Source organism: Halorubrum sp. Boch-26, assembly GCF_029889805.1.
Taxonomy (GTDB): Archaea; Halobacteriota; Halobacteria; order Halobacteriales; family Haloferacaceae; genus Halorubrum.
In genome coordinates, this window is sequence record NZ_JARANT010000014.1 from 16,891 (window position 1) to 41,932 (window position 25,042).

The window sequence follows — 25,042 nt, forward strand, 5'->3', positions numbered from 1 at the left end:
ATGGGCGTTCACGAGAACACGTACGACAGCACGGTGGGGGCGTACCTCCTCCTGCTGCCGACGCTGGTCGCGATCGTCGCGTTCCTGTACTACCCGTCGCTACAGACGCTCAGGTTTAGCTTCTTTCAGACGTTCCTGTTCGGCCAGAACACGCGGTTCGTGGGCCTGGCGAACTTCACCGAGCTGCTGAGCTCACAAGTGTACCTCACCAGCGTCGGGCTGACGATCGCGTTCGCGGCGATCGTCGTCGTCGGGTCGCTCGCCGTCGGACTCGCCGTCGCGTTCCTGTTGTACGAGGTCAGCGACGGGAAGGCCGCGTACCTGATCGCGGCGATCTGGCCGTACGCGCTTCCGACGGCGGTCGCGGGGACGGTCCTGCTGTTCCTCGCTCACCCGAGCGTCGGTATTTACACGCACTACATGGAGGCGTGGTTCGGCGTCGAACTCGACTGGTTCACCGTCGGCTGGCAGGGGTTCGCCGTCGTCGCGGTGGCAGCGATCTGGAAACAGATCGGGTACAACGTGATCTTCATGCTCGCGGCCCTGAACAACGTGCCCGAATCCCTCAACGAGGCCTGTCGGCTCGACGGGATCGAGACGTGGCGACGGCTCGTCCGCGTGTACATCCCGCTCATGTCTCCCACGTTGGTGTTCCTCGTCGTGATCAACACCATATACGCGTTCTTCGGGAGCTTCGCGCTGATCGACCTGATGACGCAGGGCGGACCGACGAACGCCACCAACCTGATGATCTATCAGCTGTACCGTGACGCCTTCCAATTCAACAACCTCGGACTCGCCTCCGCGCAGTCTGTGATCCTGTTCGTGCTCGTCGCCGGGCTCACGTTCGTCCAGCTGCGGGTGTCCGACCGCTACGCACACTACTAATGTCACTAGATACCGAAGACACCGCGGTCGGCGCCCGAGAGAACGAACCGCTATCGGTGATCTCCGACACCCGGCTGGTCCCGGGGCAGTGGCGCGTCCACCTCGGGCTCATCGGGTCGATTCTGTTGATGGCGTCCCCGCTCCTGCTGGCGTTCGTGATGAGCACCCAGACCGTTCCGGAGGTGTACGACATCACGAACGTCGGGATCGGGAGCGACGGGGTCGCGAACTACGTGGAGGTGTTCACGACGTACGGCATGGCCTCGTACATGTTCAACTCGCTGGTGATGTCGATCGTCGTCACCGTCGCGAAGATCGCTGTGAGCCTGCTCGCCGCGGTCGCGCTCGTCTTCTACGATTTCCGGTTTAAGAACGCGATCTTCTTTCTCATCCTGTTCACGCTGATGTTCCCGGTCCCGGTGCGCATCGTCCCGCTGTACGAGATGATGGCCGCGTTGGGATGGACGAACACGCTGTTAGCGCTCACCGGGCCGTACGTCGCGAGCGCGACGGCCGTGTTCCTCCTCCGACAGCACTTCATGTCCATCCCGGACTCGCTCGTCGAGTCGGCCAAGGTCGACGGGGTCGGTCCACTGCGCTTCCTCTGGGACGTGTTGATCCCGATGTCGCGGGGCATGATAAGCGGGCTCAGCGTGATCACGTTCATCTACGCGTGGAACCAGTACCTCTGGCCGCTGATCGTCGTCTCCGACCAGAACAAACAGGTCGTACAGGTCGGGATGAAATACCTCCAGTCCGTCGGCAACGCCGGCCAGACCGATTGGGGGCTCATCATGGCGGGCGCGGTGTTGACGCTACTGCCGCCGCTGCTGGCGCTCGTCGCCTTCCGCGGCCCGCTGTTAGAAACGTTCGGACTCTCAGAATGACAGGAATCACGACGACAGACCTGGTGAAACGCTTCGACGACGTCACCGCAGTCGACGGCGTCGACCTCAACGTTCGCGAAGGCGAGTTCCTCGTCCTCGTCGGGCCGTCGGGCTGCGGAAAATCGACGACGCTTCGGCTGCTCGCGGGGCTCGAATCCCCCACGGCCGGCGCCGTCGAGATCGCCGACGAGGACGTGACGACCGCGTCGCCCAGCGACCGCGATGTCGCGATGGTGTTCCAGAACTACGCGCTGTACCCGCACATGACCGCGCGAGAGAACATGACGTTCGGTCTCAAGACGGCTACCGACTTCTCCGCTGACGCGGTCGACGACAGGATCGCCGAAGCGGCCGGGATACTCGACATCGAGGACCTCCTCGACAGGACTCCGTCCGCACTCTCCGGCGGCGAACAACAGCGCGTCGCCATCGGTCGCGCGCTCGTCCGCGATCCGGAAGTGTTCCTGATGGACGAGCCGCTCAGCAACCTCGACGCGAAGCTCCGCGTGCAGATGCGCGCCGAGCTCGCGGAGTTACACGCCGAACTCCAGACGACCACGCTGTACGTCACCCACGATCAGGTCGAGGCGATGACGCTCGGCGACCGGGTCGCGGTGATGTACGACGGTGAGATCCAGCAGATCGCGCCGCCCCAGCAGCTGTACGACGCGCCCGAAACTCGGTTCGTCGCCGAGTTCATCGGCAGTCCGGGGATGAACACCGTCGAGGGGACGCTCAAACGACGCGGTGACGCCGCGCACGTGACGTGGGGCGAGAACAGCCTCTCCCTTCCGTCCGCCGGGGCCGTCAAGCCGTACGCGGGCGACCGAGTCGTGCTCGGCGTTCGGCCGGAAGACCTCACGCAGGAGATGGGCGGTCCGCTCAGCATGGAGGTCACGGTGACCGAACCGCTGGGCGACTCGCTTCTCACGCGGGGCGTCGTCGGTGACACGGAGATGGAAGTGAGCCTCCCGCCGCGGTCGGCCGTCGACGTCGGCGACGTGCTCTCGCTGACCGCCGACCCGCAGCGCCTGCACCTGTTCGACATCGAAACCGGAGCCGCCCTGTACCACTCCGCGGAAACCGTCGGGTCGGACGCGGCTGAGCCGCCCGTGGCAGACACCCAACGGAGCACGACATGACGAACGTCGAATCGCGATACGACGCCGTCGTCTTCGATAACGACGGCGTGCTCACTCACCCGACGAGCGAATCCCTCCTCCGAGAGGCGTCGCGAAACGCCTTCGAGGCCTTCGGCGTCGATCCGACGCCGAACGACCTCCGCGCGCTCGTGGCTGACCTCTCGACAGAAACGGTCCGGTCGCTCGCCGACCGCTACGGGCTCGACGCGGCCGAGTTCTGGTCCCGTCACGAGACGGAGCGTACCGCCGTTCAGTTGACGGCGATCCGAAACGGCGACAAGCCGCTGTACGACGACGTCGAGGTCGTCACCGATCTCGCGGTCCCGGCGGCGATCGTGAGCAACAACCAGCACGCAACGATCGAACACATCGTCACTGAGTTCGGTCTCGAAGCGTCCTTCGAGGCGTGTTACGGGCGAAAACCAACGCTTCGAGGACTCGACCGACGAAAGCCGAACCCGTCGTATCTCGAGACTGCGCTGGCGGCGTTAGACACCGAGTCGGTGCTGTACGTCGGTGACAGCCGCGTCGACGTCGCCGCGGCACGTGCCGCTGGCGTCGACTCCGCGTTCATCGCTCGTCCTCACCGACGGGAGTACCGTCTCGACGCCGAACCGACGTATCGGATCGAGAGCCTCGCAGACCTGTCTCGCTTACCGACGCGGTCGCTGGACGCCACCGGACACCACCCATGAATCCCCGAATCGGTTTCGTCACGTCGGTCGTATCGGACCTCGAACGGCAGCTGCGCTTCGCCGGAGCGGGCGATTTCGACTACGTCGAGGTGCTCATGGACGGCGAGCACAACCACGAGCGCCTCGCGTCACAGGCGTCGACGATCAGGGGCGTCCTCGACGAGTACGGGCTCGATCTGGCCGTTCACCTCCCGTTTCCGACGGACATCGGATCGCCGTACGAGCGGGTCCGTGCCGGGGCCGTCGAAACGCAGCAGACCTGTATCGACGTTGCGACGGATCTCGGCGCCGAAAAGGGCGTCCTCCATCCGGAGTCGTCCGCGTGGACGGTCGCTTGGGAGGACGCGACGCTCCGAGATCACATCGATGAGTCCACGGCCGCGCTGACCGCCTACGGAGCCGCGCGCGACTTCGAAATCTGCGCGGAGAACATCTTCGGCAGCCCCTACACCGTCGAACACATCCCCCGGTTGCTCGACGAGACGGACGCGTCGATGACGCTCGACACCGGTCACGCTCGGGTGACCGGATACGACGAGACGGAGACGGCCGCGTTCGTCGCCGAGCACGCCGACCGGATCTCGCACGTTCACCTGAACGACACGCGCCGTCCGGCGGACGAGCATCTCCCGTTCGGCGCGGGGAACCTCGACTTTGAGCCGATCTTCGACGCCTTCCCCTCCGGGTGGAGCGGGACGTTCTCCCTCGAGGTCGGGACGCAGTCGCTCGACTATCTGGAGGAGTCGCGCTCGCAGTTGGCCCGGTACCTGTAACGTCCACCGCCGGCGCGAGAGAGCGGTCGGGATCGCCGCCGGTCGGGAGCCGGCACAACACCCATATATGTCCATTCGGATGATAGCGTATGTCAGTCGCTGACCGCTCGACGTTCAAGCGTCGACTCGATTCTCTCGGCGTGACCGTCACGGAGGGGTCCGAGAGCGCGTGTGCGGAACTTATCGACGAGGCCGCCGGCGACCCGGCGGTCGGCGTCGCGCTCGCCGACGAGGGCGCCGGTTCGGCCGACCCGGCGCTCCGGCTTCCGGACCGGGTCGAGACCGACCCGACCACGGCCGAGCTCCGCGCTGCCCACACCGGCGTCACCGACGCGGAGCTCGGGGTCGCCGCGTACGGGAGCGTCGCGATCGAGGCCGACGCCGCCGGCACGGAGCCGGTGAGCCTCTTCGTCGACCGCCACGTCGTCGTCCTCCGCGAGGCCGACATCGTCCCGGACATGCCCGACGCGTTCGACTGGCTCGGCCCGAAGGCGCGCGACGAGTCGGTCGACGTGGTGTTCGCGACCGGCCCGAGCGCGACCGCCGACATGGGCGGGCTCGTCCACGGCGCGCACGGTCCGAAGGAGGTGCACGTGGTGCTGTTGCGGGAAGACGACGCGGACGGTGCGGCTTCGGGGGACATCGCGGACGGTGCGGCTGCTGGGGATGACGCGGACGGTGCGGCTTCGGGGGACGACGCGGAATCCGAGGTGGGCTCCGATGAGTAGCGACGCGTCGAAAGGGGACCGGATCCGCGAGCTGCTGGCGACCGAGGGCGACGCGGTCGCCGAGAACACCCGCGGGTTCAATCGAGGGCGGATCGAGTCGACCGAGCGGCTCGACGACTACGAGGCGCTGAAAGACGACGCCCGCGAGATCAAAGAGGACGCGATCGCTCGTCTCCCGGAGCTCATCGAACGGGTCCGAGAGTCGGTCGAGGCCAACGGGGGCACCGTCTACGTCGCCGACGACGCGGCCGACGCGAACCGGTACGTCACCGAGCTGACCGCGGAGGAGCGCGATGCCGACCGCCTCGTGAAGTCGAAGTCGATGACCTCCGAGGAGATCGAGGTGAACGAGGCGCTGGAGGCCGAGGGCGTCGAGGTGGTCGAGACGGACTTAGGCGAGTGGGTGCTCCAGATCGCGGACGAGGCGCCCTCTCACATCGTCGCCCCGGCGATCCACAAGTCTCGCGAGGGCATCTCGGAGCTGTTCGCGGAGCGGTTCGACCTCGACGACCCGCCGGAGACCGCCGAGGAGCTCACCATGTTCGCCCGCGAGCGGCTCGGCGAGCTGATCGAGGACGCCGACGTGGGGATGACCGGCGCGAACTTCATCGCGGCCGACTCCGGTACCATGCTGCTGGTCACCAGCGAGGGCAACGCCCGGAAGACGGTGACCGCGACGGACACCCACGTCGCGGTCGCGGGCGTCGAGAAGATCGTGCCGACCGTCGAGGAGTTCGCCCCGTTCGTCGAGCTGATCGGGCGCTCCGGGACGGGCCAAGACGTGACCTCCTACATCTCGACGCTGACCCCGCCCGTCGAGTCGCCGGTGCCGGACTTCCAAGACGACGCCGACCCCCTCGCCGACGGCTCGGGCGACGACCGCGACTTCCACCTGGTCCTCATCGACAACGGCCGGATGGCGATGCGCGAGGACGAGCAGCTGAAGGAGACGCTGTACTGCATCCGGTGTTCGGCCTGCTCGAACGCCTGCGGGAACTTCCAGAGCGTCGGCGGCCACGCGTTCGGCGGCGAGACGTACTCCGGCGGGATCGCGACCGGCTGGGAGGCCGGCATCGAGGGGCTCGACGTCGCCGCCGAGTTCAACGACCTCTGTACCGGCTGCTCGCGCTGCGTCCCGGCGTGCCCGGTCGGGATCGACATCCCGTGGATCAACACGGTCGTCCGCGACCGAGTCAACCGCGGCGAGGTCGAATCCCGACAGACCGACTGGCTGTTCGAGGAGCTGGCCCCCGACGAGGAGCCCGCCGGACTCGACCTGAGCACCCGGATAGTCGGCAACTACGAGACGCTTGCGAAGCTGGGGAGCCTGACCGCGCCGGCCGCGAACCGGCTCGCCGACGCGGGACCGGTACGCGCGATCGCGGAGCGCGTCGCCGGGATCGACCGCCGGCGCGACCTCCCCGAGTTCGCGAGCGAGTCCCTCGTCGACTGGTTCGAGTCCCGCGGCGGCGCCCGGATATCCGCCGACGCGGCCGAACGCGAGGCCGTGCTCTACCCCGATACCGCGACGAACTACGTCGACGTCGACCGGGGGAAGGCGGCCGTGCGCGCGCTGGAGGCGCTCGACGTTCACGTGACGGTGCCGGACCTCCCTGGAAGCGGCCGCCCGCCGCTCTCGCAGGGGATGATCGCGACGGCGGAGTCAGCCGCGGAGGACGTGTACGCCGGGCTCGCGACCCACGTCGACGCCGGCCGCGACGTGGTCGTGATCGAGCCGAGCGACCTCGCGATGTTCCGGAGCGAGTACGAGCGGTTCCTCCCCGAGGCCTCGCACGAGCGGCTCGCCGCGGCCAGTTACGACGTGATGGAGTACTGCTTCGGCCTGCTGGAGAACGGCGGGGACCCGGCCGCGCTCCGTGCGCCGGCCGAGGGCACCGGGCCGGTGGCGGCCGGAAAACGCGTCGCCTACCACCCGCACTGTCAGGGGCGGACGATCGGCGTCGGCGAGCACGCGACCGCCGTGATGGAGACGCTCGGATACGACGTGCGCGTCTCCGACACCGAGTGCTGCGGGATGGCTGGCTCGTTCGGGTACAAGCACGACTACTACGAACTGAGCATGGACGTGGGAGAGCCCATACGGGAGCAGTTCGGCGACACCGATCGGACCGTCGTCGCCGCCGGAACCTCCTGTACCGAGCAGATCGACGCGCTCCTCGGGGACGCACCGATGCACCCCGTCGAGCTGGTCGCGCCGCGGGAGTGACGTGAGGGGGCGGCGGTCCCGCCGCGGGCTGCCGTCGGCCTCTGACTCCGTCTGACGGGCGTCGTTCGACAACGAACGCTTAATACGCGCGCTCGTCACCGTATGCCATATGAAAGCGGCTCCACAGGAGATCACGTCGCTCGTCGGCCGTGAGGTGTACTCGAACAACGGCGTCTTCGTCGGGGAGATCGAGGACGTGCGCCTCGATCTCGACGCCCGGGCGGTGACCGGGCTCGCGCTCGCGGAGCTCAACCACGAACTGTTCGCCGGACGCGTCGCCGGGAACACCGGCGTCATCGTCCCGTACCGCTGGGTGCGGGCCGTCGGCGATGTCGTGCTGATCAACGACGTCATCGAACGCATCGACGCCGGGAGCGAGGAGGGCGAGGCCGAGGTCGGCCAGTCCGCGCAGTCGACCTAAAAGGGGAGCGCGTCGCGAAGGCTGGTCAGGAAGCCGCTGCCCTCCCGTCGCTTGCGGTCGAACACGGGGTACAGCGCGTCGAGAAACTCAGTCTCGTTTTCGAACGTGGTCTGTGGCACCTGCGCTAACGCCTCGGAGAGGCGGATCGTTCGCCCCTTGGCATCGTAGGGGATCGCGCCGTCGTCGAGCGCGTCGACGATCTCCTCGCCGGTCGCGGGAAACGAGACGCCGGCCTCGTCGATCCGCTCGTCGAGCACGGCGATACCGAACTCGATCGCGTCGGGCTCGGCGGAGCCGCCGCCGCCGGGTGGGCGTGCTGCCATTGAGTCGATCTACTCGCTCGCTCCTTTTTAAACCCATGCTCGCGCGGCGACCCGCGAGCGGCTCGCTTCGATATCGCCTCCGCCGAACGACTCACTCCGGGACCGACTCTTCGGGCGGGGCCGCGTCGAGGGCGGCGAGCCCCATCCCGTCGCCGGAGCGGTCGAACGCGGCGACGCTCTCGTCGTCGTACGGCGGGACGGCGACGAGCACGACCGCGGCGAGGTCGTCCGTCTTCGACACGCCGAGGAACCCGTCCGGGTGCGAGAGGAACCGCGCCCCGCCGTGGCCCGCCGGCGTGCCGAGGTCGACGCCGAACACCGCGTTCACCGACCCCCCGACGTCGGGCGTGAAGTGGGTCAACACGGGCGTCTCGGGGTCGAGTCCGGTGTCGCTCTCGAAGTCGCCGGCGCGCGTGGCCGACAGGCGGAGATTCGTCTCGCCGGGGTCGCGCTCGGCGGCGCGTTCGAGCAGCACCGTCAACAGGTCGCGGGTGACGTGGATCACGCTCAGATTCCGATGACGGAGCGGAGCGTCTTCGCGTAGAGCCCCGGCGCCTTCCCCCGCGAGTTCGAGAGCGCGTCCTCGACCGCGATCGCCGCGTCATCGAGCACGCCGACGCCGTGTCCGACCAGCACGCGGTCCGGGTTCAGCCCGGAGAGAACCGTCGTCGGCGGCGTCAGCCTGAGCATCGGGTGGACGCCGATCCGCTCGCGGTCCCCGCGGAAGTACGACGAGGAGCCGAGCGACTCCGGCACGATCAGTGTCTCCCCGTCGAAGAACCCGGCCTCCTGCCACGGCGGCAGCGAGGAGTCGCGGATCCGAAACGCCTCGAAGCCGGTGTCGGCCAGCCGGTCGCCGAACCGCTCGACCGGCGCGTCGAGCTCAGCGGCGACGCCGGTCATCCACTCCGGGACCCACACCGCGACGTCGTGGCGGGTCGCGATCGCGGCGCTGTCGCGCTTGTGACGGTCGAGACCGACGACGACGCCGGTGACCGACCCGAGCTCCGCGAGCAGCTCGTCGAGCTCGGGAGCGTCGACCGGGTCGAACACCCAGACGTCGTCGGTCTCGCTCTCCTCGTTCGGGACCGCCACCGCGTGGCTCGCGCGCTCCATCGTCTCGTCGGGGTACGCGATCCATCCGACGCCGCCGTCGAACCGGTCGATCTCGTGGAGGTCCGCGTCGCCGTCGCTTTTCATTCCCATACGGACGCCTTCGGTCCGGATCCCTTTCAACCCGTCTCCGGCGGCGAGGGGGTCGACGACGCTTACGCCTCCGGCCACTTGATCGAGCAGCCGCGGGACGGTCTGTCGGGGACCTCGACCGACTCGCCCGCGAGCACCGACTCCACGGCCTCCCGAACGTAGAGCTCGGTCGGCTCGTCGTCGGGGTTCAAGGCGTCGTCGAGCCGACCGTGATAGCGGAGCCGCCACGCGTCGCCGTTGCGGCCGAACAGGAACGGGTCGGGCGTACAGACCGCTCCGTACGCCTCGGCGACCGCGCCGGTCTCGTCGCGGAGGTACGCGTCGTAGGCGATCGTGCCGTCGTCGACGCGGTCGCGCATCGCCTCGAACGAGTCGTCGGGGTACTCGTCGCCGTCGTTGGGGTTGATCCCGACGACAGCGAGGTCGTCGTACTCGGCCACGAGTCCGTTGAGGAGGTCGAATTTCGCCTGCGCGTACGGGCAGTGGTTACAGGTGAAGACGACGAGCAGCGCGTCCTCCTCGAAGGAGTCGAGCGGGTGCGTCTCGCCGTCGACGCCGAGCAGTTCGAAGTCGGGGGCCGCGTCGCCGCGGTCGAGCGCCGAGTCGGACTCTTTCAACACCATGCGAGGCGCTACCGTCGGCGGGAGTAAAACGGTTCCGCGGCAACCGGCGGCCACTAAAACGGTTCCACGGCTACCGGCGGCCGAACCATCGCGCGAGCGCGTGTGCCGCGCCGATCGCGGCCAGCCAGCACGCCGCGAACGCGAGCGCGGCGCCGGCGACGGGAGCCCAGTTCGGGACCGCGAACGCGGCGCCTGGGACGGGGCAGGAACCCGCAGTCGTGGGAATCGTCTCCCGTCTGGCCCACCGGATCGCCACGGTACGGGACGACGCCGCGGGCGCGATCTCGGCGAGCGCTGCGACGAGTCCGGCCGCGACCGCGCCGAGCGCGACGGTCACCCAGAGGGCGCCGACGGCGACGGCGGCGCCGGAGAGCCGGCGGGGCTTCATCGCCGCGTTTCGGTGCCGCGTCCGCGTCGCCGAAGCGCCCTCCTCGCGCCGCCCGCACGCTTCACCGTCGTCCGGACCGCTCCCGCGGCGTCGGGGCGGACGGGCCCGACTCGGTCTGCGCTTGCTCTGTCGCACGGCTCCGCTGGCCGCGGCATCCCTCCTTAACCTCCGGGCGGCCGAACGACTGCCGCCGACTCATGGCTTTTTGTCCCATGCACGCGAACGCGCGGTATGAGTTCCCGCGAACCGACCTACCGGACGCTCCGACTGCTGTGCGCGAACGCGGTCGGCATGGCCGGGTTCCTGCTCGCGCTCGCGCTCTCTCGGGAGTTCGCGGTCGCGCTCGTCGCGGCCGTCGTGCTGGCGGGGATCGGGTACACCGCGTCCAACGCCGTGGTCGCGTACGCCTCGGCCTGACGAACGACTGCAGACATGTGAAATGAGAACAGTTAGTATCTCGGAGTGTCGATACCTGGACATATGACAACACGGGACGAACGCGGCTCGGACGCGATCGCGGTAGATTCGCGCTCCGAGCCGGCGAGAGTACTCCTCGTTGTCGATCAACCGGAGATCGAGGATCGAGCGGCAGCGGCCATCGAGTCCCGAACCGACCGGTTCGAGGTGAGGCCAGCGGCGGACGCGGCCGAGGCCCTCGACCTCGTCAGGGGCGAACCGGTCGACTGTGTCGTCAGCGGCTACGACCTCCCCGGAATGGACGGCGTCGAGTTCCTCCGCGCCGTCCGCGACCGCGACGAGGACCTCCCCTTCGTGTTGTTTACGGCCCGCGGGTCGGAGTCGATCGCGAGCGAGGCGATCGCCGCGGGCGTCGACGAGTACCTCCCGGCAACCGGAGACGACTCCTTCGCGGCGCTCGCGTCTTGCGTCGACTGCGCCGTCTCTCGGTCCGAGGCCGAACGACGAGTGACGGAGCACCTCGACCGGATGACGGACGCGTTCTGCGGCATCGACGAGTCGTGGCGGCTCACGTACCTCAACGAGCGGGCGGCGGAGCTGCTCGACCGTGACGCCGAAGACCTGCTCGGCGATCGTATCTGGGACCTGTTTCCGACGCTCCGCGGGACGGCGATCGAATCGGAGTTCCGCGGCGCGATGGAGACCGGTACGCAGACCACGTTCGAGTACCGCTTCGACGGCCTCGGATACGATTTCTCTATCGACGCGTACCCTTCCGACACCGGACTCTCCGTGTACTTCCGAGATGTCACCGAGGAGAACAGGCGCCAACGAAGGCTCGAAGAGCTCGCCGAGCGGTTCCGACTCGCGGTGGAGGGCGCGGACGTTGGCATCTGGGACTGGGACCTCACCACGGACGAGGTGCAGTTCGACGAGCGGTGGGCCGACATGCTGGGGTACGACCGGTCCGAGATCGCCTTCGAGCTCGCCGAGTGGGAAGACCGCGTCCACCCCGACGACATCGGTGCCGCGTGGTCGGCGCTGGAGGCGCATTTCGCCGGTGAAACGGAGTACTACCGGTGCGACTACCGTATGGAGACGAAGGCGGGCGACTGGACGTGGGTCCGCGACCGCGGCCGCGTCGTCGAGCGCACCGACGAGGGGGACCCCGTCCGGGCCGTCGGGATCCACATCGACGTGACCGAGGAGAAAGAGCGCGAGCGCGACTTAGAGCGCCACCGGCGGCTCGTCGACGAGCTCCCGAACGCCGTGGCGCTGTACGACGCCGACGAGCGGTTCTCCGTCGTCAACGATCGGCTCGCAGAGGTGTACGAGACGACCCCGGAGGAGCTTACCGGTCGGGAGAGTCCCCTGTTACAGCGGCTTCGAGAGACCCGCGAGGACGACCCGTTCGCGGCGCTCGTCGCCGGCGACCGCGAGCGGCTGTCCGAGACGATCGAACTCGATCTCCCCGCTCGGGCCGACGCTATCATCGACATCAGCTTACAGCGGCTCGTCATCGACGGCGAGTTCGACGGGGTGATCGGTATCTCTCGCGACGTGACCGAGAAGCGTCGCCGGCAGCGGGAGCTCGAACGCACCTCGGCCCGGCTGGAGGCCCTCTACGAGGACTCGCCGGACATGGTCGACATCCACGACGAGTCGGGCGAGATCGTGGACGCGAACTCCGTGATAGCGTCCCAGCTCGGCTACGACCGCGAGGAGATCGTGGGGATGAACGTCTGGGAGATCGACGACGAGCTCGACCGCGAAGACGGTATGGACCTCTGGCAGAGCCTAGAGGTGGGCGAAACGCGCCGGCTGGAGACGACGTTCAGGCGGGCCGACGGCACGACGTTCCCCGTCGAAGTGCAGGTTCGGCGGGTCGACGTGCGGGGGGACGACCGGTACCTCGCCACGAGCCGCGATATCTCGGAGCGGAAGGCCTACGAGCGTCGGCTCGAACGCGAGAACGAGCGGCTCGACGAGTTCGCCTCTATGGTTTCACACGATCTCCGGAACCCGCTCACCGTGCTTTCCGGCTACCTCCGTCTCGCCCGTGAGACCGGTAACGAGTCGTATTTCGAGCGCTGCGAGACCGCGGTCGACGAAATGGATCGGCTGATCGACGACGTGCTGTCCCTCGCCCGGCAGGGCGACGCCGTGGACTCGGTGGGTCCCGTCCCGCTCGACGGGCTGGCGACCCGGTACGCGACCGACACGTTCGGCTCCACCGAAAGCGACGGAGGCGTCGAAGCGGGCGGCTCCGAAGACGGATCTGGCGAGTCCGTCGAGGTCGCCGTCGAGACCGAGAGCGACGTGCTCGCGGACCCCGGCCGGCTCAAGCGACTGCTCCAGAACCTCTTCCGGAACGCGGCCGAACACGGGGGGAACCGCGTCGTCGTCGGCGACCTCTCGGACGGCTTCTACGTCGAAGACAACGGCCCCGGGATCCCCGAAGACCGGCGCGACGAGGTGTTCGAGAGCGGGCACACGACCTCCGAGTCGGGGACCGGGTTCGGGCTCGCCATCGTCGAGCGCATCGCGGAGGCCCACGGCTGGGAGGTGACGGTGACGGAAGGCGAAGACGGCGGCGCCCGGTTCGAGTTCACGGGCGTCGGGCGGCCCTGAGTCGCCGACGGTGACCCCGTGAGCCGCGCGGCTGGAATCAGACAACGATTCCGGGAAAACCGGTCGGACCGACTGAGTCGCCGGCTTAGAACGCGTCCGGGTAGACGCTGATGTCAGCGTGCAGCTCGTCGCGAAGCGCGGTGTGGACGTGACAGATGCCCTCGGCGCGCTCGGCGATCTCCGACGCGGTCTCGTCGTCGAGGTCGGCCCCGACGTGGACGTCGAAGGCGATGGCCGTCAGGTCGTCGTCCTCGTCGAGCTCCGCGCTCGCGTCGATCTGAATCTTGCCGAGGTCCTCTTCGCCGCGCTGATTCCCGCCGACGCGGAAGGCGGGGAGGTAACAGGAGGCGTACGTCGCGACGAGTGCGGCGTTCGGGTTCGGGCCCGTCTCGTCGGTCGCGTCGATCTGGAGATCGAAGTCGCCGACTTGGCTCGTGCAGGCGTATCCTTCCTCGGAGACGGTGGAGGTCTCGATGTCTGACATACGCGTTGATAGACGACTCGCGGCGGCCTAAAGGTTGCCATCACGGACCCCGCGACGGAGCGTCGGCGGTGAAAGAGACGCGGACCGGCGATGAGGCGCGCGCTACGGCTCCAGCGTGTACGTCTCGTCGCCCCCGAGGACGACGGGTTCGGCCGCGGCGCCCGCCGCCTTCACCTCGTTAACGAACTCCCGCGTCTCGATCTCGATCGGCGGGAACGAGTCGTAATGCATCGGGAACACCACGTCGGCGCCCACCCAGTCGGCGGCGATGCCGGCGCCGGCGGGCCCCATCGTGAAGTGGTCGCCCGTGGGGAGCGCGGCGGCGTCGGGTTCGAGGTACGGCGCGATCACGTCGACCATCTCGGACATCAGTCCGGTGTCGCCGGCGTGGTAGAACGTCGTGCAGTCGGGATCGGACTCCTGGGTCGGCTTCTTGTCGCCGACCACGAAGCCCGCGGGCATCCCGGCGGAGTAGTCCGGGTCGTTTTCGATACCGTTCGAGTGGTCCGCGCGGACCATCGTCACCCACGCGTCGCCGCACTCTACGGTGCCGCCGATGTTCATGCCGCCGGCCGGAAGCGTGTGCTCCAGGCCGAACTCCTCCTCGACGTAGGCCGTCAGCTCCGGCGTGGCGACCACGGTCGCGTCGGGGAACGCCGCGGCGTGAGCGATGTGGTCGCCGTGGCCGTGGGTCAACAGGAGGTAGTCCGGGTCGAGCTCCTCCGGGTCGACGTCGGTCTTCGGGTTGTCGAAGAACGGATCGATCAGCAGCTCCGTGTCGTCGACGACGACGTGCCACGTCGAGTGGCCGTGCCAAGTGAGTTCCATGATACGTTCGGATCGTCTCGGCGAACCGTAATAAAAACCGACGCCGCGGATCCGCGTTCCCCGATCCGTCCGACCGTCTTCGCCGGGCCGATCCGTCGCGCGCCGGGAGAGGAGTTAACAGCGCCCCGCTCCAAGCCGGCCACGATGCCCTCCGAGCGGACCGAGAGACCTCCCCCGACCGACGCGTGTCGCGAGTGCGGACGGGCCCTCCCGTCCGAAGCCAACTTCTGTCCCGGCTGTGGGACGGAGGTGCGCGCCGAGCGCGACGCCGTCTACTGCGCCGACTGCGGCGAGCCCCTCGCTCCCGCCGACGAGTTCTGTGTCGGCTGCGGGGCGCCGCGGCCCAAGACACCGCGGTCCGAGGGGTCCGGACGAGCGAGCGAACGGGACGACAGAACGGCTGACGCCGAGGCGCGCCGAGCGTTCCGCCGGCGGGTGCAGGACCACCTCGACCACGGCTGGGAGCTCACCGAGGACCGCGGCGACCGCGTCGTCCTCGTCGACAGGGACGTGGGATCGATCCCCGTCCACGTCCTCCTGCTCCTGACCACCGGCGGCGTGGGGAACCTGCTGTACGGCTGGTACCACTACGCCGAACTGGCCGAGACGCGCCGGGTTAGCGTCTCCGACGGCCCGCTCCCCGACGGCGAACTGACCGCACCGGGAGGAGACGACGACCCGCTCGTCGAGCTCTCCGGCTACCTGTTGGGCGGGCTCCTCCTCCTGATCGGGCTCGGGATCGCCGCCGTCTCCGCGGGACAGGGATCGATCCCCGGCGCGGCGTTCGGCGTCGCGTTCGCGCTCGTCGGGCTCGCGCTGACGCCGCCGGCGGAGCGCAGACTGAGCCGGCGGCACGGCCTCTTCCGATTCGGCCGAATCCGGACCGTCGACCACCGGGTCACGCCCGCGACGGAGCGGACCGAGTCGCCCTGCGTCGTCTGCGGCGACGCCTTCGAGCGCGGGGTCGTCCGCCGCCGCCGCGACGAGACGGTCGTCGCGGGCGTCCCGGTGCGGACCCACGCGTCGGAGCGCAACCGCTACTGCGCGGACTGCGCCCGCGCGGAGCTGTTCGGCGGGTCCGGGGGAGACGGAACCGATCCGGACGGGGTCGACGCCGATATCGGCGGGACCGGAACCCGCCTCGACGCGACCGAAACCGATTCCGCCGCCGGAGAGCCCGTCAGGGAACGCTCCGGATCGGCGGACCGAGAGGGGGAGTAACGCCGCCGACGTAGTCCGGCAACCCTTTTTAAGACCCCGCCCGATCACACGGACATGCACCACGCACGGTTCCGCGATCCGGCCGGCTCGATCCGGGAGGGAACGTACGACCCCGAAAGCGACGCCGTCGCGTTCGGCGGCGACGAGTACGCGCTCGACGACCCGGAGATCGACGTGCTCCCGCCGACGGACCCGACGAAGATCGTCTGTATCGGGCGCAACTACGCCGACCACGCGGCCGAGCTCGGCAACGACGTGCCGGACCGCCCGCTCCTCTTCTTGAAGCCGCCGAACGCGCTGGCGAGCCACGGCGACACGGTCACCGTCCCCGAGGGGAAAGACCGGATCGACTGGGAGGCCGAGCTGGCGGTCGTGATCGGCGAGCAGTGTAAGGCGGTGGACGCGGACGACGCGATGGACGTCGTCGCCGGCTTCACCTGCATGAACGACGTCTCGAACCGCGACGACCAGAACCGCGAACAGAACTGGGTTCGCGGCAAGGCGTTCGACAACGCGGCGCCCCTCGGCCCGGTGATGGCGACGCCGGACGAGGTCCCCGCCGATGCGAGCGTCGAGCTCCGGGTGAACGGCGAGACGAAGCAGTCGAGCGACCGCGGGCACCTCATCTTCGACGTGCCGACCCTGATCGAGGAGATCACGACGTACCTCACTTTGGAGGCGGGTGACGTGATCGCGACCGGGACGCCGGAGGGGGTCGGCGCGCTCGCCGACGGCGACAGCGTCGAGGTCGACATCGAGGGCGTCGGCACGCTCGAACACGACGTGCGCGTGCCCTGAACGAGACGAAACAGCCGCCATTCGACGCTCCCTGTGGCTCGGTCGCACACCGCGTTTCCGGTGAACGCTTATATACCGGGCGTTCGAACTGAGTGTCGTGAAGTCCCGCTCGTTCTCGCGTTGACCCCGGCCGCGCGACGGCTCCGTGCGTTCTGCCGCTCCTCGCGGAGGGCCCCGGTCAACGACCGATCGGCGCGACCGTGACCTTCTCGGTCCCGCCGCGCACCGCTCTCGATTTCGGTCCGTCATCCCCACTGCGCGCCGGTCGTCGCGAGGCCGTGGTCCCCGGTGACGAACCCCTCCCCGGGCCGATGTGAGCGCCCGACGAAACGATGTCACGAGACGAGCGATCCGACGACGAGACACGAACGGGAAGCGATCCCGACGACGACCGGACGCACCGCTCCGACGACAACCGAAGACGCCAGCAAAACGACAGCCGAACGCACTGTTCCGACGCCGGCCGCGCGCTGATCGCCGCTCGCGACGCCGATACCCGCCCGGACACGGACGAGATCCGCGGGCTCGCTCGCGCGGCGGGCTACGAGGTCGTCGACGAGGTGACCCAGCGGCGCCGCGAGGACCCGACGTACGGACTCGGACGCGGTAAGGCCGAGGACCTGATGCGCCGGGCGTCGACCGAGGACGTCGACGCCGTGGTCTACGACGGCGAACTCTCTCCGGGCCAGACGGCGTCGCTCTCGGACCTGCTCCCGGACGAGGTCGAACCGATCGACCGCACGCGGCTGGTCCTCGGCCTGTTCGCCGAGGGGGCCGGCTCCCGCGCCGCCGAGCTCCAGGTCGAACTCGCCCGCCTCCGGTACCTGAAGCCGCGGCTCCGGGAGCTCATCGCCCGGGACTACGCGACCGACCTCCGGTACCACAACGAGGACGACCGGCGGGTCCTCGACGCGGAACGCCGGATCGACGATGTGAGACGCGCCCTCGACGACGTGACCGAGACCCGGAGCGAGCGCCGCGAGCAGCGCCGGCGGGAGGGGTTCGACGCGGTCGCGTTGGCCGGCTACACCAACGCCGGCAAGTCGACGCTGCTCCGGCGGCTCGCCGCCGATATCGACGAGTCTGTCACCGCCGCCGACATCGACGAGTCCGTCACCGCCGCCGACCGCCTCTTCGAGACGCTCGACGTGACCACCCGGCGGGTGACTCTCGGGGGGCGGCGCGCGCTCGTCACCGACACCGTCGGGTTCGTGGACGCGCTCCCGCACCGAAGCGTCCGATCGTTCCGGGCGACGCTCGACGCGATCCGCGACGCCGACGTGGCCCTGCTCGTTATCGACGCCGACGACGATCCCGAGGCGGTCCGCGACCGGGTCCGGACGACCCTCTCGGCGGTCGAAGAGACCGACGGTCCGGTGGTACCGGTGCTCAACAAGGCCGACCTGCTCGACGACCGCGGGCTGCGGGCCCGCCGCGAGGCGCTCGCGTCGGCGACGGACGACCTCGCCGCGGACGGACACGCCGTCGCCGACGCCCTCGCCGCGCCCGTCCACGCGAGCGCGCGCTCCGGCGAGGGAGTCGACGCGGTTCGAACCGCGGTCCGCGAGGCGTTACCGACCGCGGAGACGACGCTGCGACTGCCGAACTCGGGCGAGACGCAGTCGCTGCTGTCGTGGGCGTACGACCGCGGCGAGGTCCGCGAGGTCGACTACGGGCCGGACGGCGTGGCGGTCGACTTCGTCGGCCGCCCGTCCGTCGTCGCGGAGGCGGAGCGCCGGGCGACTGAGGTCAACTGAGGCGCCGCGAGCGTCGGCGACCCGGTCCGTCCGTGGCCCCGTTCGGCCACCCTTAAGACCGCCCGTCCCGGACGAACGGGCATGCACCCACGCGATCTCTCTGACCACTCTCAGTACGTTCCGGGCCGGGGCGTCGAGGAGGTCGCCCGCGACCGCGGGCTCGACCCCGACGACCTCATCAAGCTCTCTTCGAACGAGAACCCGCACGGCCCGAGTCCCGCGGCCGTCGAGGCGATCCGCGAGCACGCCGACCGGGTCCACCAGTACCCGAAGTCGTCGCACACGGACCTCACCGCGAAGATCGCCGAGAAATGGGGCGTGGCGACCGAGCAGGTGTGGGTCTCGCCCGGCGCCGACGGCTCGATCGACTACCTCGCGCGGGCCGCGTTGGAGCCCGGCGACGAGGTTCTCGTGCCGAGCCCCGGCTTCGCTTACTACGGGATGTCGGCCCGATACCACCACGGCGGGGTGACGGAGTACGCCCTCGACCCGGCCGACGGCTTCGCGCAGGACGCGGAGACGGTTCTGAGCGCCTACGGCGGCGAGCGGATCGTCTACGTCACCTCTCCGCACAACCCCTCGGGGTCGACGATGCCGCTCGACGAGGTGAAGGCGATCGCGGACGCGACCGCGGAGGACACGCTCGTCGTCGTCGACGAGGCGTACGGCGAGTTCGCCGACGTCGACAGCGCGATCCCGCTGGTCGACGAGCGCGACGACGTGGCGGTGCTCCGCACGTTCTCGAAGGCGTACGGCCTCGCGGGGCTCCGTATCGGGTACAGCGTCGTCCCGGAGGCGTGGGGCGAGGCGTACGCCCGGGTGAACACCCCGTTCGCGGCGAACGAGCTGGCGTGCCGGGCCGCGCTCGCGGCCCTCGACGACGAAGCGCACGTCACCGAGTCGGTCGAGACGGCGCAGTGGGCCCGCGAGTACATCGCAGACGAGCTCGACGCGCCCACGGTCGAGTCGGCCGGGAACTTCGTGCTCGCCGAGGTCGGCGACGCGGAGCGGGCCGCCGACGCGGCACAGGAGCGCGGCGTCATTATTCGGGACTGCACCTCGTTCGGCCTCCCGAACCACGTCCGGATCTCGACCGGGACCCGTGAGGAGACGCGGGAGGCGGTCGAGCGGCTCAACGAGACCCTCGCCGACCTCGGGCTCGGTGTTCGAGCGTGAGCGGGAGCGAGCGAGGCGAGGACGGCACCGGCGCCGACGGCGCCCCCGCCCGCGTCGCCGTCACCGGCACCCCGGGGACCGGGAAGTCGACCGCGACGGACCTGCTCGCCGACGAGCACGACGTGATCCACCTCAACGACCGCATCAAGGGGGACGAGGACCTCTGGACCGAGCGCGACGCCGACCGCGACACCCTCGTCGCCGACCTCGACGCGGTCCGCGAGCACCTCGGCGAATGGTCCGGCGTGCTCGACTCGCACCTCGCTCACCGGTTCGACGTCGACCGCGTGGTCGTCCTGCGGTGTCACCCCGAAACGATCGAGACGCGGCTCAGCGAGCGCGGGGAGCCGGACGCGACCGCCGCGGAAAATGCAGAGAGCGAGGCCCTCGACGTGATCCTCTCGGAGGCGATCGCCGAACACGGCGTCGAGAACGTCTACGAGATCGATACAACCGACCGCGACCCGGCCGCCGTGGCCGACGATATCCGGGAGGCGATCGAGGGCGAGCGCGAGCCCAGCGCGGGGACCGTCGACTTCATCGATTATATATGAGCCCGCCGCGACGGTCGGATCGATAGATGACCCTCGACCAGTACCGCTCCGTGGCGGACCGCCTGCTCGGGCCGTGGGTCCGCGCGGCGGCGCGGCTCGGCCTCTCTCCCGATCAGGTGAGCGTCATCGCGTTCGGAGTCGCCGTCGCGGCCGCCGGCGCCTTCGCGGTCGGCGAGGCCGTCTTTTATTTCGCCGGAGCGGTCTGCGTCCTGCTCAACGGCTGGCTCGACCTCGTCGACGGCGCGCTCGCCCGCCACTTGGAAGTCTCCTCAGACGGCGGCGACCTCCTCGACCACGTCCTCGACCGCTACGCCGACATCGCGGTGATCGCCGGGTTCACGGTCGGGATCGAGGCGTACGCCCTCGGCTTCGCCGCGGTGACCGGCGTGCTGATGACCTCGTACATGGGCACTCAGATCCAGGCGGTCGGCATCGGCCGCGAGTACGGCGGCCTCCTCGGTCGCGCCGACCGGCTCGCGCTGATGGGGATCGTCGGCGTCGCCGCCGCGGCGTACGCCGCCCCGATCGTCGCCGGCCTGAACGTCGTCGGGCTCCTGCTCGCGCTGTTCGCGGCAGTCGGACACCTGACCGCGGTCCAGCGGTTCCTCGGCGCCTGGAGCGATTTATAAGGGCTCGACCGGTACGTCGCGACCGCCCGGTCCGCTCCGATCAGACGGTCCTCCCCTGTTACGTCTTGCCGGGTTCCGGCCGGTCATGGCCCGATCCGCGGGATACAGAGTCGCCCAATCGAGAGTCGGTGATCCGTCTTGACCCGGTTACACCGCGCGACGCTCGCGCTTACGATTCAATCGGCGTCGACACCGCACAGATGCCGCGTAGGTCACCCTCATGGTCGTAGAACGGTGACTTGCGCGTCAGATTGATCTGGACTCCCTCGGGCGTTGGTATCTCCTCTTCTAACTCGATCGTTTCCTCCTTCTCGAGAACACGCTGGTCATCCATCTGTATCTGAGCGGCGACCTCGTCAGGGAAGAAGTCAAAATCGGTCCGACCAACGATATCCGTCTCGGGACCGATCCCGAGAAGCTCTCGGCACTCCTGATTCATGAGCTGGTAGCGTTCCTCCGTGTCCTTGATAAAAATCGCCGCTTCGACGGTTTCGAGGACCGCTTGTAACCGCTCGCTGGTTTCCCGAAGCGACTGTTCGCGCTCGTTCCGTTTCCGGTTTCGCAGTGCCCGGTGGATGATGTCGGCGACGTCGCTCGCGAAAGCGATCTGATCGTCGGTCCACTCGCGGGGCCCACCGACATGTTCGTGACACAGCACCCCGATACTCTCTCCCTCTGACCGGAGGGTAGCGTCCAGTACCGCGCCGATATCGTTGGCTTCCAGATAGTCCGTCAACTCGGTCGTGCGCGGGTCGTCGCGGGCGTCCGTCGCGTCGATCGCTCGGTGGGTTTGGAGCGCCTCGAAATACGCCGGATGTTCCTGAGTCAGCAGCTGCATCCCGTCAGAATGGTTTCCGGTCGCCCGGACGTAATGATCGACGCAAGTGAGCACCGTCTCACCCGCATCGTCCTCGGCTAACCAGACGTTGACACGATGGACCTCCAAGACGTCCGCTGCGGTTTCCGTGATTCGGCGGACGGCGGTCTCGAAGTCGCCAGTCGTGACGGCCTCGTCCATCGACAGTTCGACGAGCGCCTCGCGGTAGCGCTCCTGGCGCTCCCGCGTGTGCTCAATTCGCTGGCTGGCACGCGCCTGCGCCACGCTATTCGAAATCCGGTTGGCTAAAACCGTATACTGCCCCGTGCTACTCTCCTTCTGGAGGTAATCGGTCACTCCGGCGGAAATGGCTTCGCTGGCGATCTCCTCCGTACCTTTCCCGGTGTAGAGAATGAACGGGAGGTTCGGGTGGCGTTCGCGGACGGCTTTGAGAAAGTCGATCCCGTCCTGGCCGGGCATGTCGAAGTCCGAGACGATACAGTCGTAGTCGCCGTCAGCGAGAAAATCGAGTCCGTCGCTCACACTCGTGGCCGTTTCGACGGCCAATCGGTCGTCCTCGCGTTCGAGACATTCGGCCGTAAGATCTGCGATAGCAGGCTCGTCATCCACATGAAGAACGTGAATGGACCCTGGCGCAGTGATCATTATACTAATATATGTATAGTTAAACAAAAATGTGATGCCAACATTTGCGCGAACAGGGCGTTTGAGCCACGTTCTCGAGAGGACTTCGATTCTGCGAGCGGATCGATCGGAATCGGCGAGATGATAACGCCGCCTCTAAGAGAGTTTACAACCGGATCACGGCCGCGTCGCTCGCGCGAACCACGTCTCCGGATTCTGTCGTTTGACGCGGAAGCTCGGGAGCGCGTCGGCGCCGATCAGGTCGAGTAGGAACCCCCGGACGGGCGCCGGGTCGCGGTCGCTCACGATGAAACACTCCTCGCCCGAGCCGAGCTCGCGGAACCGCTTCTCGACGCGCTCTTTGCGCGTCTCCGGGTCGAGTCCGCGCAGGTCGACGGCGTCCGCCGGCGGGTCGATCGACCACACCGCCTCGTACCGCTCGTCGATCGCAGCGGCTAGCTCGGTCGCGTACTCGGGGAGCGCGTCGGCGCTCGGCGCCGGCGTCGACTGCAGCTCCGGGTCGAAGGGGAGCTCCGCGAGGACGGGTAACTCGAGCGCCTCGATCGGGTCGTCACCGCCGAACAGGTCGTGGGGCGTTCCGCACTCGTCGCAGACGAACTCGCCCATGTTCGAGACGACGCCGAGCACGGGCACGTCGTTCTCCTCGAACAGCTCCAGCGCCCGGGCGGTGTCGGAGACGGCGGCGTGGAACGGCGTCGTGACGAGGACGACGCCGTCGACCGGGACCTCCTGCAGGGTCGTCAGCGTCACGTCCCCCGTTCCCGGTGGCATGTCGACGACGACGCTGTCCGGGTCGCTCCACGCGGTCGTCTCGAACAGGTCCGAGAGCGCGTCGTGGGCCATCGCGCCCCGCCACGCGAGCGGGCCGTCGTCAGAGAGCAGCGCCATGCTCATCACCTCCAGCCCGCCGGCGTCGACCGGGACCGGGTTGCCGTCGTCGTCGCTGTACACTGGGCCGCTCGCGCCGATCACCTCGGGGACGTTCGGGCCGTAGATGTCGGCGTCGAAGAGTCCGACAGCGGGGGTAGCCTGACTATCGCTGTTACCCGCCGCGAGCGCGCACGCCAGCGTCGTCGCGACCGTCGTCTTCCCGACGCCGCCCTTCGTGCTCGCGACCGCGATCACCCGGTCCGCGGTCTCTATCCCAGACGATCGCCCGTCGAGGTCCGGGCTCGGATCGGCCTGTTCGACGCGCGCGTTCGAGACGCCCCGCGCGTCAGAGACCGCCTGCACCATGGCGGCCGACACCCGCTCGGCGGCGTCCCGCGGGAACTCCCGCAGGTCTGCGGTGATCGTCGCGGTGCCGTCGGCGACCACGACGTCCTCGATCACCCCGGCCTCGAACACGCTGACGCCGGCGTCCGGGTCTCGGACCTTCCGGAGCGCGGCCTCCGCGGCGTCGGCGGGCGATTCCTGAGCGAGCGGTTCGTCGGTGTCGTCGGCGCCGTCGGCGTTGTCGGCGTTGTCGGCGCCGTCGGCGTCGTCGGCGGTATCAACGGTGGGATCTGTCATTGGTGTCGGTGTGGTTTGGATCGGTGGGGTGTCGGCGCGGCTGCGATCGACGGCTCCGGACCCGAACGGGTCACAGGTCCGGCCGGCGGTTGAGCGTGCTCTCGCCGGGCAGGTCGGCGCTGTCGTTCTCGGTGCCGCCGCTGAACTGCCGCCGGAACTTCCCCGGGTCGGCGTCGAGCGCGCGGACGGCGGTGCTCCGGACGACCTTCGACTGCGTCTCGTCGTTCGCGACCGCGTCGAGGCGGGCCGCGGCGCGCTCGGCGTCGACGCCCGCGAGCAGGTGGACCGCCCACTCTCGAAGCCGCTCGCTGTCAGCGTGCGACAGCTCCAGCAGGACGGGGCACAGCGCCTCGCCGCGCAGCTTGAACAGCGAGACCATCGCGTTCCTAACGACCGCGTGGTGCTCGTCGTCGAGCGCCGCCTCGATCGTCGACGCGTACTCGCTCCGGCCGGTCCGGTCGAGCGCGACGACCGCCTCGGCGCGGACCCACGGGTCGGGATCGTCACACGCCGCGACCGCGGCCTCGCCGGCCCGTTCACCGCCGAGTTCACCGAGCGCCTCGACGGCGAACTGGCGCACGTCGGCGTCGTCGTCCGCGAGGCCGTGCTCGATCAGCGCGTCGACTGCGGCCTCGGTGGGCCGCCCCTCGCCGAGCGCCAGCGCGGCTCGTCGGCGCTCGACGGGGTCGCCGTCGACGAGGTCCGCGACCTTCTCGGCGGCGTCGGTCCCCCGGAGCGGCGCCGTGTCCGTCGCCTGAAGCTCTCGGGGGGTCGCGTCGCCGATCGTCACGTCGCGGCTCACCTCGATGTCTTCGAGCCCGTCGGGCTCCTCGCCGAACCCCGGGCTCTCCTCGGGGTGGACCCGGGGATCGGTGGGGCCGTCCGTCGCCTCGTCGGGGTCTCTCATCGGGCGCTCACCTCCCTCGAATCCGTCGAGTCTGGCGCGTTCCCCGCTGGCGCGCCGAACGGCTCGTCGGCATCGAGCGCCACGAGCGCGGCGCCGAGACAGACGGCGGTCGCGGCCCCCGGCGTCGCCGGGACGCCCGCGGCAAGCAGGAGGACCGCACCGATCGCGAGCCGCGCGTCACCGTCGCGGAGCCCGGCGACTGCGGCGGCGACACCGCCGAACGCCGCGGTCGCGACGAGCAGGGACGGGCTCCCGACGACGGCGAACCCGACGAGCAGCGCGCTCCCGGTGACGAACGGGGCGGCGGCGCTCGCGGCGACGCAGACTCTTGTCCACATCTGACG

26 protein-coding genes and 1 pseudogene are annotated in these 25,042 nt (G+C 69.1%); 16 read left to right on the plus strand and 11 right to left on the minus strand.

What is annotated here, in order from left to right; translation table 11 throughout:
• The 8 genes from OQF71_RS03585 (at position 1) to OQF71_RS03620 (ending at position 7,761) form a co-directional block, all read left to right on the plus strand.
• Positions 1-888 (plus strand): sugar ABC transporter permease, encoded by an 888-nt coding sequence (locus OQF71_RS03585; protein WP_280585854.1) that lies wholly within the window; start codon positions 1-3, stop codon positions 886-888.
• Positions 888-1,775, plus strand: coding sequence for a carbohydrate ABC transporter permease (locus tag OQF71_RS03590; RefSeq protein WP_280585855.1), 888 nt, complete (start codon positions 888-890; stop codon positions 1,773-1,775). The genes OQF71_RS03585 and OQF71_RS03590 overlap by 1 nt, the downstream gene beginning before the upstream one ends.
• On the plus strand, positions 1,772-2,917 hold the full coding sequence (locus tag OQF71_RS03595; RefSeq protein ID WP_280585856.1) for an ABC transporter ATP-binding protein: 1,146 nt from the start codon (positions 1,772-1,774) through the stop codon (positions 2,915-2,917). Before OQF71_RS03590 ends, OQF71_RS03595 begins: the two co-directional genes overlap by 4 nt.
• Positions 2,914-3,612 (plus strand): HAD-IA family hydrolase, encoded by a 699-nt coding sequence (locus OQF71_RS03600; protein WP_280585857.1) that lies wholly within the window; start codon positions 2,914-2,916, stop codon positions 3,610-3,612. The genes OQF71_RS03595 and OQF71_RS03600 overlap by 4 nt, the downstream gene beginning before the upstream one ends.
• Positions 3,609-4,385, plus strand: coding sequence for a sugar phosphate isomerase/epimerase family protein (locus tag OQF71_RS03605; protein ID WP_280585858.1), 777 nt, complete (start codon positions 3,609-3,611; stop codon positions 4,383-4,385). The genes OQF71_RS03600 and OQF71_RS03605 overlap by 4 nt, the downstream gene beginning before the upstream one ends.
• 89 nt (positions 4,386-4,474) lie before the next feature.
• The gene (locus tag OQF71_RS03610) at positions 4,475-5,113 is read left to right on the plus strand and encodes an LUD domain-containing protein (protein WP_280585860.1); all 639 of its coding nucleotides are present in this window, start codon (positions 4,475-4,477) and stop codon (positions 5,111-5,113) included.
• Positions 5,106-7,340 carry an LUD domain-containing protein gene (locus OQF71_RS03615; RefSeq protein WP_280585861.1) on the plus strand — a complete coding sequence of 745 codons (2,235 nt, stop codon included), beginning with the start codon at positions 5,106-5,108 and terminating at the stop codon, positions 7,338-7,340. Before OQF71_RS03610 ends, OQF71_RS03615 begins: the two co-directional genes overlap by 8 nt.
• A 109-nt stretch (positions 7,341-7,449) precedes the next feature.
• Complete coding sequence (locus OQF71_RS03620) at positions 7,450-7,761, plus strand: PRC-barrel domain-containing protein (RefSeq protein WP_280585862.1); 312 nt, start codon at positions 7,450-7,452, stop codon at positions 7,759-7,761.
• On the opposite strand, the gene OQF71_RS03625 is transcribed toward OQF71_RS03620, so the two are convergent.
• The 5 genes from OQF71_RS03625 to OQF71_RS03645 all read right to left on the minus strand — a co-directional run bounded on the left by OQF71_RS03625 (position 7,758) and on the right by OQF71_RS03645 (position 10,301).
• Positions 7,758-8,084 (minus strand): hypothetical protein, encoded by a 327-nt coding sequence (locus OQF71_RS03625; protein ID WP_280585863.1) that lies wholly within the window; start codon positions 8,082-8,084, stop codon positions 7,758-7,760. The genes OQF71_RS03620 and OQF71_RS03625 overlap by 4 nt on opposite strands.
• Before the next feature lie 91 nt (positions 8,085-8,175).
• On the minus strand, positions 8,176-8,589 hold the full coding sequence (locus tag OQF71_RS03630; protein ID WP_280585864.1) for a hypothetical protein: 414 nt from the start codon (positions 8,587-8,589) through the stop codon (positions 8,176-8,178).
• Positions 8,590-8,591: 2 nt separating this feature from the next.
• On the minus strand, positions 8,592-9,284 hold the full coding sequence (locus OQF71_RS03635) for a hypothetical protein (RefSeq protein ID WP_280585887.1): 693 nt from the start codon (positions 9,282-9,284) through the stop codon (positions 8,592-8,594).
• A gap of 68 nt (positions 9,285-9,352) precedes the next feature.
• A complete protein-coding gene (locus OQF71_RS03640) occupies positions 9,353-9,913 on the minus strand; it encodes a thioredoxin family protein (protein WP_280585866.1) in 561 nt (186 codons plus the stop codon).
• Between the two features lie 70 nt (positions 9,914-9,983).
• Positions 9,984-10,301: a hypothetical protein gene (locus OQF71_RS03645; RefSeq protein ID WP_280585868.1), complete on the minus strand. Its 318-nt coding sequence runs from the start codon at positions 10,299-10,301 to the stop codon at positions 9,984-9,986.
• 231 nt (positions 10,302-10,532) lie between these two features.
• On the opposite strand from OQF71_RS03645, the gene OQF71_RS03650 reads away from it, so the two are divergent.
• Positions 10,533-10,718 carry a hypothetical protein gene (locus tag OQF71_RS03650; RefSeq protein ID WP_280585870.1) on the plus strand — a complete coding sequence of 62 codons (186 nt, stop codon included), beginning with the start codon at positions 10,533-10,535 and terminating at the stop codon, positions 10,716-10,718.
• A 63-nt stretch (positions 10,719-10,781) separates the two neighbouring features.
• Positions 10,782-13,349, plus strand: a complete 2,568-nt coding sequence (locus OQF71_RS03655; RefSeq protein WP_280585871.1) for a PAS domain S-box protein — start codon at positions 10,782-10,784, stop codon at positions 13,347-13,349.
• 85 nt (positions 13,350-13,434) lie between these two features.
• Here OQF71_RS03655 and OQF71_RS03660 read toward each other — a convergent pair whose 3' ends face one another.
• Positions 13,435-13,833 (minus strand): OsmC family protein, encoded by a 399-nt coding sequence (locus OQF71_RS03660; RefSeq protein WP_280585872.1) that lies wholly within the window; start codon positions 13,831-13,833, stop codon positions 13,435-13,437.
• 102 nt (positions 13,834-13,935) lie between these two features.
• Positions 13,936-14,661: a metal-dependent hydrolase gene (locus tag OQF71_RS03665; protein ID WP_280585873.1), complete on the minus strand. Its 726-nt coding sequence runs from the start codon at positions 14,659-14,661 to the stop codon at positions 13,936-13,938.
• A 144-nt stretch (positions 14,662-14,805) separates the two neighbouring features.
• Here OQF71_RS03665 and OQF71_RS03670 point away from each other — a divergent pair, with 144 nt between their 5' ends.
• The 6 genes from OQF71_RS03670 to OQF71_RS03695 all read left to right on the plus strand — a co-directional run bounded on the left by OQF71_RS03670 (position 14,806) and on the right by OQF71_RS03695 (position 20,796).
• Positions 14,806-15,882, plus strand: a complete 1,077-nt coding sequence (locus OQF71_RS03670; protein WP_280585874.1) for a zinc ribbon domain-containing protein — start codon at positions 14,806-14,808, stop codon at positions 15,880-15,882.
• 54 nt (positions 15,883-15,936) lie between these two features.
• Positions 15,937-16,680 (plus strand): fumarylacetoacetate hydrolase family protein, encoded by a 744-nt coding sequence (locus OQF71_RS03675; protein ID WP_280585876.1) that lies wholly within the window; start codon positions 15,937-15,939, stop codon positions 16,678-16,680.
• Positions 16,681-17,012: 332 nt separating this feature from the next.
• The gene (hflX, locus tag OQF71_RS03680; protein ID WP_280585877.1) at positions 17,013-18,437 is read left to right on the plus strand and encodes a GTPase HflX; all 1,425 of its coding nucleotides are present in this window, start codon (positions 17,013-17,015) and stop codon (positions 18,435-18,437) included.
• Positions 18,438-18,518: 81 nt separating this feature from the next.
• Positions 18,519-19,613, plus strand: a complete 1,095-nt coding sequence (gene hisC, locus OQF71_RS03685; RefSeq protein WP_280585879.1) for a histidinol-phosphate transaminase — start codon at positions 18,519-18,521, stop codon at positions 19,611-19,613.
• Positions 19,610-20,167, plus strand: coding sequence for an adenylate kinase family protein (locus OQF71_RS03690; protein WP_280585880.1), 558 nt, complete (start codon positions 19,610-19,612; stop codon positions 20,165-20,167). The genes hisC and OQF71_RS03690 overlap by 4 nt, the downstream gene beginning before the upstream one ends.
• A gap of 26 nt (positions 20,168-20,193) precedes the next feature.
• The gene (locus tag OQF71_RS03695; RefSeq protein ID WP_280585881.1) at positions 20,194-20,796 is read left to right on the plus strand and encodes a CDP-alcohol phosphatidyltransferase family protein; all 603 of its coding nucleotides are present in this window, start codon (positions 20,194-20,196) and stop codon (positions 20,794-20,796) included.
• Between the two features lie 169 nt (positions 20,797-20,965).
• Here the strand turns inward: OQF71_RS03695 and OQF71_RS14600 are convergent, their stop codons facing one another.
• The 4 genes and pseudogenes from OQF71_RS14600 to OQF71_RS03715 form a co-directional block, all read right to left on the minus strand.
• Positions 20,966-22,279, minus strand: coding sequence for a response regulator (locus OQF71_RS14600; RefSeq protein ID WP_280585883.1), 1,314 nt, complete (start codon positions 22,277-22,279; stop codon positions 20,966-20,968).
• A gap of 156 nt (positions 22,280-22,435) precedes the next feature.
• The gene (locus tag OQF71_RS03705) at positions 22,436-23,791 is read right to left on the minus strand and encodes a P-loop NTPase (protein ID WP_280585885.1); all 1,356 of its coding nucleotides are present in this window, start codon (positions 23,789-23,791) and stop codon (positions 22,436-22,438) included.
• 70 nt (positions 23,792-23,861) lie between these two features.
• Positions 23,862-24,698, minus strand: coding sequence for a HEAT repeat domain-containing protein (locus tag OQF71_RS03710; protein ID WP_280585886.1), 837 nt, complete (start codon positions 24,696-24,698; stop codon positions 23,862-23,864).
• Positions 24,695-25,042 (minus strand): annotated as a pseudogene (locus tag OQF71_RS03715) (phosphate ABC transporter permease); the annotation flags it as partial. The pseudogene OQF71_RS03715 and the gene OQF71_RS03710, both read right to left, overlap by 4 nt.

Coding starts and splice junctions, on each gene's coding strand:
- OQF71_RS03675 (WP_280585876.1), top strand. CDS start 15,937: ATGCACCACGCACGGTTCCGCGATCCGGCCGGCTCGATCCGGGAGGGA.
- OQF71_RS03635 (WP_280585887.1), bottom strand. CDS start 9,284: ATGAAAAGCGACGGCGACGCGGACCTCCACGAGATCGACCGGTTCGAC.
- OQF71_RS03650 (WP_280585870.1), top strand. CDS start 10,533: ATGAGTTCCCGCGAACCGACCTACCGGACGCTCCGACTGCTGTGCGCG.
- OQF71_RS03595 (WP_280585856.1), top strand. CDS start 1,772: ATGACAGGAATCACGACGACAGACCTGGTGAAACGCTTCGACGACGTC.
- OQF71_RS03660 (WP_280585872.1), bottom strand. CDS start 13,833: ATGTCAGACATCGAGACCTCCACCGTCTCCGAGGAAGGATACGCCTGC.
- OQF71_RS03590 (WP_280585855.1), top strand. CDS start 888: ATGTCACTAGATACCGAAGACACCGCGGTCGGCGCCCGAGAGAACGAA.
- OQF71_RS03585 (WP_280585854.1), top strand. CDS start 1: ATGGGCGTTCACGAGAACACGTACGACAGCACGGTGGGGGCGTACCTC.
- hisC (WP_280585879.1), top strand. CDS start 18,519: ATGCACCCACGCGATCTCTCTGACCACTCTCAGTACGTTCCGGGCCGG.
- OQF71_RS03615 (WP_280585861.1), top strand. CDS start 5,106: ATGAGTAGCGACGCGTCGAAAGGGGACCGGATCCGCGAGCTGCTGGCG.
- OQF71_RS03665 (WP_280585873.1), bottom strand. CDS start 14,661: ATGGAACTCACTTGGCACGGCCACTCGACGTGGCACGTCGTCGTCGAC.
- OQF71_RS03640 (WP_280585866.1), bottom strand. CDS start 9,913: ATGGTGTTGAAAGAGTCCGACTCGGCGCTCGACCGCGGCGACGCGGCC.
- OQF71_RS14600 (WP_280585883.1), bottom strand. CDS start 22,279: ATGATCACTGCGCCAGGGTCCATTCACGTTCTTCATGTGGATGACGAG.
- OQF71_RS03705 (WP_280585885.1), bottom strand. CDS start 23,791: ATGACAGATCCCACCGTTGATACCGCCGACGACGCCGACGGCGCCGAC.
- OQF71_RS03670 (WP_280585874.1), top strand. CDS start 14,806: ATGCCCTCCGAGCGGACCGAGAGACCTCCCCCGACCGACGCGTGTCGC.
- OQF71_RS03695 (WP_280585881.1), top strand. CDS start 20,194: ATGACCCTCGACCAGTACCGCTCCGTGGCGGACCGCCTGCTCGGGCCG.
- OQF71_RS03625 (WP_280585863.1), bottom strand. CDS start 8,084: ATGGCAGCACGCCCACCCGGCGGCGGCGGCTCCGCCGAGCCCGACGCG.
- OQF71_RS03710 (WP_280585886.1), bottom strand. CDS start 24,698: ATGAGAGACCCCGACGAGGCGACGGACGGCCCCACCGATCCCCGGGTC.
- OQF71_RS03600 (WP_280585857.1), top strand. CDS start 2,914: ATGACGAACGTCGAATCGCGATACGACGCCGTCGTCTTCGATAACGAC.
- OQF71_RS03645 (WP_280585868.1), bottom strand. CDS start 10,301: ATGAAGCCCCGCCGGCTCTCCGGCGCCGCCGTCGCCGTCGGCGCCCTC.
- OQF71_RS03620 (WP_280585862.1), top strand. CDS start 7,450: ATGAAAGCGGCTCCACAGGAGATCACGTCGCTCGTCGGCCGTGAGGTG.
- OQF71_RS03610 (WP_280585860.1), top strand. CDS start 4,475: ATGTCAGTCGCTGACCGCTCGACGTTCAAGCGTCGACTCGATTCTCTC.
- OQF71_RS03655 (WP_280585871.1), top strand. CDS start 10,782: ATGACAACACGGGACGAACGCGGCTCGGACGCGATCGCGGTAGATTCG.
- hflX (WP_280585877.1), top strand. CDS start 17,013: ATGTCACGAGACGAGCGATCCGACGACGAGACACGAACGGGAAGCGAT.
- OQF71_RS03605 (WP_280585858.1), top strand. CDS start 3,609: ATGAATCCCCGAATCGGTTTCGTCACGTCGGTCGTATCGGACCTCGAA.